The organism is Sphingobacterium wenxiniae, assembly GCF_900116225.1.
Lineage (GTDB): Bacteria > Bacteroidota > Bacteroidia > Sphingobacteriales > Sphingobacteriaceae > Sphingobacterium > Sphingobacterium wenxiniae.
This window is the reverse complement of record NZ_FOZZ01000001.1, coordinates 300,635-313,984: the sequence shown is the minus strand read 5'-3', so window position 1 is coordinate 313,984 and position 13,350 is coordinate 300,635. Positions and strand designations below refer to the sequence as shown.

At 40.0% G+C, this 13,350-nt stretch carries 13 protein-coding genes; 6 read left to right on the top strand and 7 right to left on the bottom strand.

Annotation, left to right across the window (positions count from 1 at the left end; genetic code table 11):
* Window positions 1-23: 23 nt before the first annotated feature.
* On the bottom strand, window positions 24-761 hold the full coding sequence (locus BM375_RS01420; protein ID WP_093363373.1) for a DUF6733 family protein: 738 nt from the start codon (window positions 759-761) through the stop codon (window positions 24-26).
* 185 nt (window positions 762-946) lie between these two features.
* Between BM375_RS01420 and BM375_RS01415 the strand changes: the two genes are divergently transcribed.
* The 5 genes from BM375_RS01415 to BM375_RS01395 all read left to right on the top strand — a co-directional run bounded on the left by BM375_RS01415 (window position 947) and on the right by BM375_RS01395 (window position 6,306).
* A complete protein-coding gene (locus tag BM375_RS01415; RefSeq protein WP_093363372.1) occupies window positions 947-2,266 on the top strand; it encodes an ammonium transporter in 1,320 nt (439 codons plus the stop codon).
* Between the two features lie 160 nt (window positions 2,267-2,426).
* A complete protein-coding gene (gene lepA, locus BM375_RS01410; RefSeq protein WP_093363371.1) occupies window positions 2,427-4,217 on the top strand; it encodes a translation elongation factor 4 in 1,791 nt (596 codons plus the stop codon).
* Between the two features lie 105 nt (window positions 4,218-4,322).
* Window positions 4,323-5,210 (top strand): bifunctional 5,10-methylenetetrahydrofolate dehydrogenase/5,10-methenyltetrahydrofolate cyclohydrolase, encoded by an 888-nt coding sequence (locus BM375_RS01405; protein WP_093363370.1) that lies wholly within the window; start codon window positions 4,323-4,325, stop codon window positions 5,208-5,210.
* A gap of 60 nt (window positions 5,211-5,270) precedes the next feature.
* Window positions 5,271-5,765, top strand: coding sequence for a hypothetical protein (locus BM375_RS01400; protein WP_093363369.1), 495 nt, complete (start codon window positions 5,271-5,273; stop codon window positions 5,763-5,765).
* Between the two features lie 91 nt (window positions 5,766-5,856).
* A complete protein-coding gene (locus tag BM375_RS01395) occupies window positions 5,857-6,306 on the top strand; it encodes a hypothetical protein (protein WP_093363368.1) in 450 nt (149 codons plus the stop codon).
* A gap of 104 nt (window positions 6,307-6,410) precedes the next feature.
* On the opposite strand, the gene BM375_RS01390 is transcribed toward BM375_RS01395, so the two are convergent.
* Entirely contained in the window at window positions 6,411-6,836 is a 426-nt protein-coding gene (locus BM375_RS01390; RefSeq protein ID WP_093363367.1) for a nuclear transport factor 2 family protein, read from the bottom strand.
* Window positions 6,837-7,101: 265 nt separating this feature from the next.
* On the opposite strand from BM375_RS01390, the gene BM375_RS01385 reads away from it, so the two are divergent.
* A complete protein-coding gene (locus tag BM375_RS01385) occupies window positions 7,102-7,572 on the top strand; it encodes a DinB family protein (RefSeq protein WP_093363366.1) in 471 nt (156 codons plus the stop codon).
* A 55-nt stretch (window positions 7,573-7,627) separates the two neighbouring features.
* On the opposite strand, the gene BM375_RS01380 is transcribed toward BM375_RS01385, so the two are convergent.
* The 5 genes from BM375_RS01380 to BM375_RS01360 all read right to left on the bottom strand — a co-directional run bounded on the left by BM375_RS01380 (window position 7,628) and on the right by BM375_RS01360 (window position 13,326).
* Window positions 7,628-8,590 (bottom strand): glycoside hydrolase family 43 protein, encoded by a 963-nt coding sequence (locus BM375_RS01380; RefSeq protein WP_212611601.1) that lies wholly within the window; start codon window positions 8,588-8,590, stop codon window positions 7,628-7,630.
* A gap of 70 nt (window positions 8,591-8,660) precedes the next feature.
* The gene (locus tag BM375_RS01375; RefSeq protein WP_093363364.1) at window positions 8,661-9,608 is read right to left on the bottom strand and encodes a helix-turn-helix transcriptional regulator; all 948 of its coding nucleotides are present in this window, start codon (window positions 9,606-9,608) and stop codon (window positions 8,661-8,663) included.
* Window positions 9,609-9,699: 91 nt separating this feature from the next.
* Entirely contained in the window at window positions 9,700-10,083 is a 384-nt protein-coding gene (locus BM375_RS01370) for a hypothetical protein (RefSeq protein ID WP_093363363.1), read from the bottom strand.
* A gap of 126 nt (window positions 10,084-10,209) precedes the next feature.
* Window positions 10,210-11,592 (bottom strand): family 10 glycosylhydrolase, encoded by a 1,383-nt coding sequence (locus BM375_RS01365; protein WP_093363362.1) that lies wholly within the window; start codon window positions 11,590-11,592, stop codon window positions 10,210-10,212.
* Window positions 11,593-12,120: 528 nt separating this feature from the next.
* On the bottom strand, window positions 12,121-13,326 hold the full coding sequence (locus tag BM375_RS01360) for a DUF763 domain-containing protein (protein ID WP_093363361.1): 1,206 nt from the start codon (window positions 13,324-13,326) through the stop codon (window positions 12,121-12,123).
* Window positions 13,327-13,350 lie beyond the last annotated feature (24 nt).

Sequence of the window (13,350 nt, the reverse complement as noted above, 5' to 3'; positions counted from 1 at the left end):
ATTGTTTTTATGTAAGGAGGGGGTTAAAAAGAAATACCTGCGGAAAGTTTGTAATAAGAGTCTTTTTCCTGTAGGCCGTTTTTAATTTCCGGACCTGCAGAGAATCTTATAAAGCTCCCGTATTTTTCAGCGTTAAATTGAACATAGGGACCGATCCATTGATAGTAGTCTAATTTACCACCGATATCATCTTTTGTTCTTCTTAGATGCTCAAAATGTCCACCGAATGAGAATAGGCTGCTCACTCTATAGCCTGCGTTTGCCCAGTAATGCAAATAAGCTAAAGTAGATCCGTCTGCTGGAGCTTTATCGCGAAGCGGGGCGTAATAACCAGCATAGATCTCACTTTCAAATTTTGGTATGTCTACATTGAAAAAGAAATTTGGAACGATACCATCGCCAGCGATACCGCCTAACTGACCATCGCTGGCTCCTTTAGAAAGTAGATTGCCGAAAGTAAAACCGATGTTGGGGTTAAAGGTAATTCCTTCACTGAGGTAAAGGTTGGTACCTATGCCAAATTCTGTCCAATTGCCCCAGTTTGCTGCTGTTCCTGCTCCCCAAAAAATTCCGTAAGCAGAGACACCTACCTTTTCCGATAGCTTATGTTCTATACCAACGCTCGGTGCTACACCGAAAAATTGATCTGAATTTAAGGTTAAGGAGAAGGTTGTGTTGCTTTCTTGGGCGTTTAAGCTAAAAAAAGCTGTTGATAAGGCTAATAATGCTGTTAATTTTTGTGTTTTTGTTCTTCTTTTCATATTATATTTTTGGGTTTGTTTGTTTTGCGGTATAAATCTATGTTTTATTTTGTGTTATTTTACTGTTTTTTGTTTAAAAAAATGATTTTTTTAAAATTTATTTATCTTTTTGTTGTTGTTTTTTCACTTAAAATTCTTTTTTATTGATAATGTTTTATATAATTGCGGTGTAAAATTTTAAAAATATGTCAACTTATCAGAAAAAATCAATTTTCCCATTTTTAATCATGGTGATTATTGTCTTTGTGGCTTTGTTTAATCCTAATTTGCCTAAAAATTTAAATGATTTTGATTATAACGGCGCAGATATTGCCTGGATGCTGGCCTCAACGGCGTTGGTTTTAATTATGACGCCGGGATTGGCGTATTTCTATGGCGGTATGGTCAAGAAGAAAAATGTAATTTCTACCATGCTGCAGAGTTTTATTTGTATGGCAGTGGTAGCTGTGATTTGGATTGTGTTTGGGTTTAGCTTAGTATTTGGAAATTCCATCGGTGGTTTTATTGGAGATCCAACAACCTTTTTTATGTTCAAGGGAGTTTTGGATCATGAGCCGTGGGGCGGTGCACCAACGATTCCTTTTGTTTTGTTTGCCATGTATCAGGTGAAGTTTGCTATTATTACGCCGGCTTTGATAACTGGTGCTTTTGCCGAAAGAATTAGGTTTACCTCTTATATCTTGTTTATCTGCCTGTTTTTTATCTTTATATACGCACCGTTGGCGCATGCTACTTGGCATCCCGATGGGATTTTATACCAGATGGGGGTTTTGGATTTTGCCGGTGGTACGGTCGTGCACATGTCTGCAGGTTTGACAGCCTTGGTTTCTGCTTTCTATTTAAAACAAGGGAAGTCTTTTAAAGAACATACGCCGGCACGTATCAGTTATGTGTTGTTAGGAACTGGGATGCTTTGGTTTGGTTGGTTTGGCTTTAATGCGGGTTCAGCTTTTGGAGCCAATGCTCTGGCTGCAACAGCTTTGGCGACTACAACCGCAGCATCAGGAGCTGCAGCATTGATGTATATCCTTTTTGACGCCGCGCGCGGAACGAAACCCTCTGCGATGGGAACCTGTATCGGTGTAGTCGTGGGACTTGTGGCGATTACACCCGCTGCGGGGTTTGTCAGTATTCCACATTCTTTGGTAATCGGTGCGGTAGCAGCCATTATTAGCCGATTACTGATTGACTGGCGAACAAAATCCAACATTGATGATACATTGGATGTGTTTCCAAGTCATGGTGTAGGTGGTATGGTGGGGATGGTGTTGACCGGCGTGTTTGCGCACAAATCGATTAATGAAGCTGTTGAAGCCAATGGTTTGTTCTTTGGTGAAACTTCGCTTTTTACCGCACATATTATAGGCTTAATCGGAGCTTCAGTTTTTATCATAGTCGTTGCTTTTATTTTACTTAAACTCACCGATATCATTACGCCTTTGCGTGTCAGTGAAGCAGAGGAAGAGGTTGGTTTGGATTTATCCCAGCACGGAGAACAATTGTAAAGAAGTTTACTACTAACTGACTAATTTATGAGTTGGTCCTGCATAATACTTATGTAGGGCCTTTTTTTTGTTTACTGCCGAGCGCTTCCGAAAAATAATGGTAAAAATCTATTGTAAATAGACTATATTTGCCATTTAGTTATTTTGGATAAAATCCTTTATGAAGCATATACGTAATTTTTGTATTATAGCACATATTGACCACGGAAAGAGTACGCTGGCTGATAGGTTGTTGGAGTATACCAATACCATTTCTCAGCGGGAAGCGCAAGCACAACTGTTGGATAATATGGATTTAGAACGTGAGCGTGGTATCACCATCAAGTCGCATGCGATTCAGATGGAATATACGAGAGATGGAGAAAAATATGTGTTAAACTTAATCGACACACCGGGACACGTAGATTTTTCTTATGAAGTGTCAAGGTCGATCGCTGCCTGTGAAGGAGCTTTGTTGATTGTAGATGCTTCGCAAGGTATACAAGCGCAGACTATTTCCAATCTATATCTGGCATTGGAACACGATTTGGAAATTATTCCCATCTTGAATAAAATGGACTTGCCAGGAGCAATGCCAGAGGAAGTGAAAGACCAGATTGTTGACTTGATTGGTGGTAAACGTGAGGATATCATCCCTGCATCGGGTAAGACTGGTATGGGAATACCAGATATTTTGTCTGCTATTATCGACCGCATTCCATCACCGGAAGGTGATCCGGGCGCACCTTTGCAAGCTTTGATCTTCGATTCAGTGTTCAATTCTTTCCGAGGGATTATGGCCTATTTCAAAGTGGAAAATGGGGAAATTCGTAAAGGAGATAAAGTAAAGTTTGTGGCTACAGGAAAAGAGTATTTTGCTGATGAGGTCGGTACTTTGAAACTTAATCAGGTAGCTAAAGATGTGATTAAAACGGGTGATGTAGGTTATATCATATCGGGTATCAAGGAAGCAAGGGAAGTCAAAGTAGGGGATACCATCACCCACAAAGAAAGACCTTGCTCGGAGGCTATCAAAGGATTTGAAGAGGTAAAACCTATGGTATTTGCAGGGATTTATCCGGTCGATACCGAAGATTATGAAGAGCTTCGCGAGTCCATGCACCGCTTACAATTGAACGATGCTTCGTTGGTATTTGAGCCAGAGTCCTCAGCAGCTTTAGGTTTTGGTTTCCGATGTGGTTTCTTGGGCATGCTCCACATGGAGATTATTCAGGAACGTTTGGAAAGAGAGTTTAACATGACGGTTATCACGACCGTTCCCAACGTTTCTTACCGTGCGTTCTTAACCAAGGATAAAGAAGAAATTGTAGTACATAACCCTTCCGATTTACCGGATCCGAGTAAGTTGGATTTCATCGAAGAGCCCTATATCAAGGCCAATGTCATTACCAAAGCTGAATTTGTTGGGCCAGTGATGTCCCTTTGTATACAAAAACGAGGAACGATCATCAATCAATCTTACTTGACTTCTGATCGTGTTGAACTGGTATTTGAAATGCCGATGGGGGAGATTGTATTTGACTTCTATGATAAATTGAAGACTATTTCCAAAGGGTATGCATCTTTTGATTACCATCAGATCGGTTATCGTCAATCTGACTTGGTGAAATTGGATATTCGCCTGAATGATGAACCTGTGGATGCACTATCATCGTTAATTCACCGAAGCAATGCTTATGATTTTGGTAAAAAAATCTGTGAAAAATTGAAAGAACTTCTGCCAAGACAGCAATTTGAGATTCGTATACAGGCATCTATCGGCGCTAAGATTATTGCCCGTGAAACGATTTCGGCTTTGCGTAAGGATGTTACGGCAAAATGTTATGGTGGTGATATTTCGCGTAAACGCAAACTTTTGGAGAAACAGAAAAAAGGTAAAAAACGTATGCGTCAGGTTGGAAACGTGGAGATTCCACAATCGGCGTTTATGGCCGTGTTGAAGTTGGATTAGGGAATTTGGAAATTTGAAGATTTGAAGATTTGAAAATGTACCGGGTATTGTTGGTTAATAGAAAGACCGGGCAATACTCAATGCGCTATACTCAATACTAAAAAAATGAACTTATTAGACGGAAAAGTAGTTTCTGCGAAAATTAAGGAAGATATTAAAAAAGAAGCTGCTGAATTTACAGCTTCTGCAGGACGTAAACCTCATTTGGTGGCTATCTTGGTAGGCAACGATGGCGGAAGTGAAACCTATGTTGCCAGTAAAATGCGTAACTGTGAACTGGTAGGCTTCGAATCGACGAATATCCGCTATGGTGTCGATATTACAGAAGAAGAGCTTATTGCTAAAATCCATGAGATTAATCTAGACCCTACTATCGATGGATTGATTGTGCAGCTTCCATTACCGAAGCATATCGATCCGGATAAAATTACTGAAGCGATAGATTACCGTAAAGATGTGGACGGTTTTCACCCCATAAATTTGGGTCGTATGCAACGAAATCTTCCTTGCTTTATCCCGGCCACACCATATGGAATAATGTTGATGTTGGAGCATTATGGATTGGATATTGCCGGTAAGAAAGCTGTTGTGGTTGGACGTAGCAATATCGTAGGCTCCCCAATGAGTATCTTGTTAGCGCGTAATAGTAATCCAGGGAACTGTACGGTGACGTTGACGCATAGCCGCACGGCAAATCTTAAGGAAGAAGTTTTGCAAGGTGATGTGGTTGTGGCAGCTATCGGTAAGAAAAACTTTGTTACCGCAGATATGGTTAAAGAGGGTGCTATTGTTATCGATGTGGGTATCAACCGAGAAAATTCTACAGAAACTAAGTCTGGTTTTAAATTGTATGGTGATGTGGATTTTGAGCCTGTGGCTAAAAAAGCATCTTGGATTACACCTGTACCGGGAGGTGTAGGGCTTATGACCATCGTAGGGCTATTGAAAAACACCTTGGAGGCAGCAAAAGGTACTATTTATCCTAAAGCTTAATTATATTCATTTGGCATAAATATTGTATATCATACTCGTCAATTTAAAAAAATTATAATCATGAAAAAAATTGGATTATTGTCTTTAGTTGCGGGAGCCTTGATAATGGCCTCGTGTAATAATGCTTCTACTAATTCATCAAATAATACAGATAGTACATCTGTAGTTGACGATCACGCAGGTCACAACCATGACCATGCAGGTCACGATCATTCAGCTGACGATGCCGTAGCAAGAGCAGAAGAAGCTTATCTCAAAGCAAAAGCAGATTTAGAAGCTGCGGTTGCTAAGGGAGATAAAAAAGCAGAAGAAGCGGCTCAGAAATCTGTGGATGAAACGAAAAATGCATGGGAAAAAGTAAAAGATGCCGCTAAAAATGTTGGGGATAAAGTGGAAAAAGGCGTAGGTTCTGCGGTAGATGCTACAAAAGATGCGGCGCACTCTACAGGCAAGGCTTTAGATAAAGCTGCTGAAAAAACAGCAGATAAAACCAAAGAGATTGCTAATGACGCAGAAAGAAAAGCGAAAAACTTAAAAGAAGCTTTGAAAAATTAATAGCGAAGTCAGGTATCTTTGCATCAGATAGGCTGTCCTATAAACGAAAGTTTGGGTCAGCCTATCTTATTTTTATAGGGAAAGAGTAACTATGGGAAATATAAAAGAGCTACTGAAGGAATCTTGTCTGAAACGTACCCAAGCACGTTTTGAAGAAATACAACTAGGGATGACACAGGCACAAGAATCTTTGGAAAGCGAAACAAAAAGTAGCGCCGGTGATAAGTATGAAACCTCTCGGGAGATGATACAGCAGGATTTAAGTCGCTATCAGGACCAACTGAATCAGGTTAAAAAGGATTTGATTGTTCTGCAGCAAATAGAGCTTAAACCAAAGGAGAAAGCTATTCTTGGTGCTGTGATTGTGACGGAAGGCGCTACATATTTTCTTGCAATTAGTTTGGGAAAGCTGGAGATAGCTGGAAATACCTATATGGTTATTTCTCCGCACTCCCCGATAGGTCGTTTGTTGTGGGAAAAAGAAGTTGGAGAGATTTTTCAATTCAATGATAGGGAACAACAGATACAACAAATTTTTTAGTCATATTACGTCAAAAAAGCCTGTAGGAGATACAGGCTTTTAACAATTAAACTAAACAATTAAATATCGAGTGATATTTTGATTTGAAGCAATAACCCTTGCTTCTATGGGTATGTCGTCACTACTTTACTGACTTTCCAACCGTCTTCACTATTATTTAGCGTAATATAATCTACACGGGTGAAATTTTCGAAAACCATTGTTGCTTTAGCCAAGCAGGTCTGGGCGTTTTCATCTAAAATGCTGTATGTCGTCGTGCAGTTGTATTTTTTATTCTTATTTTCTTTTAAGAACTTCATGTATGCCTTTTTGTCGAATTGATCGTTGTTGTTGAGATTGCGGTATTCAAAATCTTCAGCAAAAAGGGCATTGTTCCAAGTGATGTCCCCCAAAGTAGACGAAGCTAAATAGTTGTCAATCATGTGTGTTGATTTACTTTCTTTTGAAGGACGTGGTGATTCTGCTGCAAATGAGCTGAATGATGCTACCATAACGAATGCTGTTGCGAGGGTTGCCAATGTCTTTTTCATGATACTGTGTTTTTAATGTTTTAAATATTTTAATTATTTATTTTCTGTTTTGTTGACTCAAAGGTAGATTAAACAGGGTTCCTGCGAAATGGAGATTAGACCAATCAATGTCTTTTCTCGGTAAAAGAGGGGTAGCCATCGGTGAAAATAGAGTCAATAAAAAAAGTGAAATATATACGTTTTCTGTTGACATACTGTTGTCATAATCGGGTTTTACCTTTGTGGTGTGCACAGCAGTAATTAAGAACATTTAATATTTATTATCATGAATACAGCAGTAATTTTAACAAAAGAGGAGTTTTTGCAGCATTGGTTGGGACACCGTGTGTTGACACGTCGCACTATAGAGAAATTCCCGGAAAAGGACCTTTTTGAATTTTCAATCGGAGGCATGCGTTCTTTTGCGCAGTTAGTCATGGAATTGATATCCATTGCCGAGCCAGGTTTGAGAGGTATTGTGGAACGAAGTGAGGAAGGGTATGTGCACGATTTGGGTTTAAGTACTAAAGAAGCCCTGCTGTCTCGTTGGGATGCAGATACGCCTAAGATTATAGAACTTTATAACCGTATTCCTGAGGAAGATTTCCATAAAGAACACAATCTATTTGGAGAGTACAAATTTCCTATTTATAGCAATCTGCTCTATTTCGTGGATAATGAAATCCATCACCGGGCACAAGGATTTGTTTATCTGCGGGCTCTAGGGATAGAACCACCTTTTTTCTGGGATAGGTAGTAATAGAATAAGCTTAATCAGCCAGCAAGAATAAGGTTCTTGCTGGCTGATTAAGCTATTTTAACTCATGTCTCACACCTTCAAAGGTCATTTTCACGGGGTTTATAAAACCCTTTTCATCAAAAGTCATGGGCTCGATACAGGTTTCTCTTTCATGGGCCTGTGTTTTCCCTAAAGGTCTGCGGTGGTAAACGATATAATATTTATCCTCATTTGGGATTTTAATCACCGAATGATGACCGGCTCCGGTTGCAATTTCTGGGTCTTGTTCCAAGATGGTGCCAATGCGTTCAAAGGGACCGAAAGGAGAATCTGAAATAGCATAGGCTACCTTATAATCAGGGCCTGTCCATCCGCCTTCTGACCACATGAAATAGTATTTCCCATCACGAATAAACATGAAAGGGCCTTCTACGTAATTTTCAGGCGTAACTTCTTTGTAAATACTGCCATCTTCAAAAGGCACAAGGCTTTTGAAATCATCACTTAATTTTACCACATTACAGTGTCGCCAGCCGCCATAAAACATGTAATGCTGACCGTCTTTATCCCTAAATACAAACTGGTCTATGGGTTGTGCACCATTGACAATTTCGTTGATAAGGGGTTTTCCCAGTAAATCTTTATATGGCCCTTGTGGTTGGTCGGCAACCGCTACGCCGATTCCACCGATTTCGCCTTCATGTACATCGTTCGCTCCAAAGAAAAAATAATATTTACCATCTTTCTCAATAACACTGGGCGCCCACATTGCCATGTGTGCCCATTTCACTTCAGTATTATCTAATATACGGTGATGTTTGGTCCAGCTGACCAGATCCTTAGATGAGAATGCGTCAAATAAAATCTGTTCTTTATAGGGAGCAGAATAGGTCGGAAATATCCAATATTCGTTATTATAAATAATCGCTTCCGGATCGGCGTACCAGCCTGGAAATACTGGATTCTGTTGCGCGCGTAATGTTGTTGTGATGGTCAACAAAAAAATAAAGCATAAAAACTGTATATATCTCATCATGTAGTCGGTTTATTATAGTTATATAACTTACTGTTTTTGACTGTAAATAAGAAGTAAAGAGATGAAAAAATTAAGGAATACGAATAGCATCTACAAGTTCCTTTATTCGCATTTTTAAACTCATAGGCTCTAAAATAATTGCCTTATCGGCAAACATCAAAAACCAACGGGCAAATTCTTCTTCCACATTTCGGCTATGAAATGTCATAATTGCATGCCCATCTATTACTTCTTCTTCAATAAACCCGTAATAAGGGCGGTCCCAATGCATATAGTGAGCAAATGATACAGGAACGGAAATCCGAACTGTTGTGGTGGAAATATCTTCCTTTTGCGGTAAGTAGAAAGAAAGTTCACGGTGTGCTTTGGTGAAGTTTCTATCCGTTAGCTTGATTTGCTGTATTCGGTCAATTCGGAATTGTCGATAATCGTCTCTTAGGTGGCAATAGGCCATAAAATACCAATAATTCCCCTGATGAAAAACACCGACAGGCTCTGTTTCCCGATAAGAGCACTCTGTATATGCATTGCCTTGGTAACTTAGGTTTACTATTTTACGTTCGGCAATACTTTCAAAGAGAGTAGAAAGGGCTGAAGGAACTTGCTCGTTGAAGGTATTGCCTATAGAACTCATCCACATATTATTTTCCAAAGTGGTTATCTGGTCTTTATCCGTATAGCGTAAATGTGCTTTTATCTTGTTGATTGCCGTATCAAAGTTTTTGTACAGGTCAGCATCGACAAATTTCCTCATTAACTTGTCTGCGGCAGTAAGGCTTAATATCTCTTCGGAGGAGAAGCGGGTAGGAGGAAGCCGATAACCGTCCATCAGCGTATAGCCCGTTCCTGCTTCTCCATATATGGGGACACCGGCTTGCTCCAAGGCTTTAATATCCCGATAAATCGTGCGCAAGCTTACTTCAAAACGTGTAGCTAGTTCCTGAGCTTTAACTACCGACTTAGCTTGCAGATGAAAATATATTGAGACTATTCTGTTAAACCTTTTGGCAATATCCATAGGATAAAAATAAACATTCGGTAGGATTATAAAGCATAGAAAAGCCAACCTTCTTAAGGTTGGCTTTTCTATGCTTTATCTACATACTTTATTAGCGTTCGCAATTGGCTGTCCATGCACGGCCATCCGTTGTATACGCAATTACCAGCGTGGAGGCCGTTATTGTAATGGTTCCTAAAGCGCCATCGCCGATAATCAGCGTGTTGTTGTCGCCCTTTTTCATTTCGATATTGCTTAATGTAGGAATGCCATCGGAAAAATTGAAGGTATAATTATCTCCAATTTTCGTTACTGTAACTGAACCGTCTTTCCTCGGCACATCGGTATCGCCCTCATTTGAACTGGAAAAGGAAATCGGACCTTCATATTTTCCGATAAACAAATCGTTATCTGAAGGATCGTCATCTTTGCTACAGGAGGCAAAAGTAAATAGGGCAATAAACAGTAAGCTTAAAATTTTGATACTTGTTTTCATAAACTCTTTTTTTAATGATACCTTATGTTTTGATTGTCATATATAGGTTACAATTGCGATGCCATTATAGAGTTTAGTCCTGTGCCGTTAACAAAAATTAACTTTCTTTTACCCCTCTACGATAAATTATATAGCTTTCACGTCCCAACCTGATAACAGATCGCCATAGAAATAGAATGTGATATGGAAAACCTGTCCACTATTCTTATCTTCTATCTTATAGCGCTTGGTTACGTCGTATTCCTCTACTAACTCATAGGGGGAAAGGGATAATGTAGGGCTGGATTTTAGTTTATTCTTAGCCTGAATATCTCGTTGAATACGTTTTTCGATACGGCTCATAATATGCTGGTTCTCGAAAGGGTTTTTGTTAATCTTTGAGGTGGTTTTTGTAGGATAGATACCACCATTTTCTTTACGTAAAGCCTTCGCTTTATCGGTATAAGCTTTGAATTGTTGTTTTATTTCCGGGCTTTTTAGGCTGCGCATGGTAAATATCGCTATTCCCTGCGCACCATTTTCTAAAGCAGCGTCCATGGCTTGGATTACTTCTGTACTGTCGTTGGCCATAATGCCGCAGTATAAACTGGTGTTTGGATTTTTGTTCTTTGCATTGTCAATGGTACAGTCGGCAATGAAGCTGACATCTTCTGTATAAAATTGGTGATAAACCATAGGGAAAACAATATCTAAGTTCCATTTTCCCCAATCCTGTCTAACCATACGTGCAGACATTTTTGGTGTTGGGAATGGTGATGCAGCCATGGTTTTTCCATGCTCGTGAACGACGTCAGCAATCATATTGGCTACATCTGTGATGCGGTCACAACGAAATTGTCTCCATGTCGTGTCTTTCGATGGATCTTCCTGCTCGCGAGGATCATAACCATGTTCTTCTTGAAAACGTTTAATCATTTCGGCATGATAACCAAAATCCCATTCTGGATACTCACGGTCTTGAACAATTCCGTATTTTGGCCAAAGCGTAGTCGGAAGAACAACATCCACAAACCGATGGTAATCGATGGAGATACCATCTAGGCCTTCTATTTCCGCATAAGATTTTACTTTTGCTTTAATATATTCCTGCACTTCAGGAAGAATAGGACACAGAAATTTATAATACCCCACATAAGCTGTTGTATCCGCTAGACTATTCCCCAACCTGTTGACACTGAACCATTCGGGGTGTTCTTTTAATATTTTTTCTCTGTCATGTTCCAGATTCATAGTCCATAGCCACGCGTAGACTTGAATATTATATTTTTTTGCAATGGGAATGGCTACTTTATAATCCTCGGGGGTAGGTGCGTTAAGCATGACTCCTTCAATCCCCAACTCGTTCATTTCCCGACACAGTGAATCAAAATTTATATCAGAACGGTAATCTAACCAAGTCCAGAACATCGGAAATTCCTTGTGTGATGTTGCTTTGGAAGATTGGCAACTGCTCGAAGACAAGGCTATAAATAGCATGCAGGTAAACAGGTAAATAAGGTTTTTGTTCATTTCTTAAGTTATGAAGTTGTATAGTCATAAAGTTACGAAGTTCTAGAGATTCTGAACCTTTCAGAAAATAAGAATATCCATTTTGTTACGAATTTGCTGAAATAATGGCGGCATTATATATAGCAAAAGGGTTTAGAATCTCTTCTAAACCCTTTCAGACTTCTTTACTGTTTTTCTTTTTTTTCGTTTCTTGTTTCTTATGTTCTCTTGTTTCTTTTTTCGAATAAACCCTTTGCTTATTCTTTACAAAATTCAATAAAGAAGCGTTTATTTTGAAGATGATGCCTATTGGCTATCACCTGTTTATTGCTTTCTTTGTATTATTAAAACGATGGTATTTCGGGAATATTGTGTTGAGGTGTAATTTTTTTAGAAAAGAAAATCCCGGAGCGGGGAACTCCGGGATTTCTGCTAACTAACCAATTATAAACTAATCTATGAAAAGTACAATAATAACGTCCGCTATGGACGAAACATTACATCCGCAGGGTTGTATTAACAATCTTTAACAAAAAGAAGGGGAGAAGCTTAAAAAAGGGATAGCTGATTGTCCTGAGGGTATGGCTTTGCTTTTCCTTCACAGGTCATACCGCCGTACTTCCAGGAATCACGGCGCTCCTGTTCGATGACTTGCTGCACGTCAAATTTCGGTGTAAAATGTGTCTCGGCCTGCAAGATAATTTCGTGGAGCGTATGTATAGATTGCAATTTATCGCTATTGCCCATCTTTGATTTTTCAATACCTTTTTTTAATATCTGTATGCTGTCGTCATAAATGTCGAGAGGGACAGGGAAGGGATGACCATCCTTTCCACCATGAGCAAAGGCAAATCGGGCGGGATCACGGAAACGAGCCGGAGCACCGTGGATGACTTCGCTGACCAGTGCCAAAGATTGCATTGTACGTGGACCAACACCTTTCAGCAAAAGAAGATCCTCAAAATTGTCCAATGGCATTTCGCGGGTCACGTAGAGTAATGCCCCCAGACGTTTCAAGTCTACATCAGAAGAGCGTATGTCGTGTCGGGTAGGCATAACCAAGTGCGTAAATTCCTGCAATATCTTGGTAGGGTCTTCATGGGAAATATCCAGAATGCCCTGTCGGTTCGGGGCTGCTTGTGTATCCGTAAGGTTGAGAATAGTACCTTGCGAAAGTCCTTCAATACCAGTATGTGGATTGTCGATAAACGACTGCATATTAGCGGAATGCCAGTGATAGCGCCGTGCCGTTCCATTATGGTCATGCATACCTTGTTGCACGACTGTCCAATTCCCTTTGTCCGATACGATGAAGTTGTGCAAATAAAGCTGATAGCCGTCCTGTATGGACGTATTGTCTACTTTGGCTGATAATTTACTGGCTCGCACTAATTCGTTGCCGGGTAAGCCTGTATGGTCGGCTATGCGCAATAACTCAGTAGGCGTACCTTTTGAAAACTTACCTTTTCCGCCACAGATATAGATACCCAAAGAAGCTGCTTGGGGATTAATGGCTCGCTTTAGCGCACCCATGACAGAGGTGGTAATACCGGAAGAATGCCAGTCCATCCCTAAGACACAGCCCAAGCTCTGAAACCAGAATGGGTCAGCTAACCGCCTTAGCACCTCATCCGGACCATAGTCTGCCAATATAACTTCTACAATAGAAAGCCCCAAGGCTGACATACGCTCGTAGAGCCAGGCAGGCACTTTGCCATAATGCAAGGGAAGATCTGCTGTTCCGGAACGTTTCATGTAAGGAATGCTATATTTATTAGC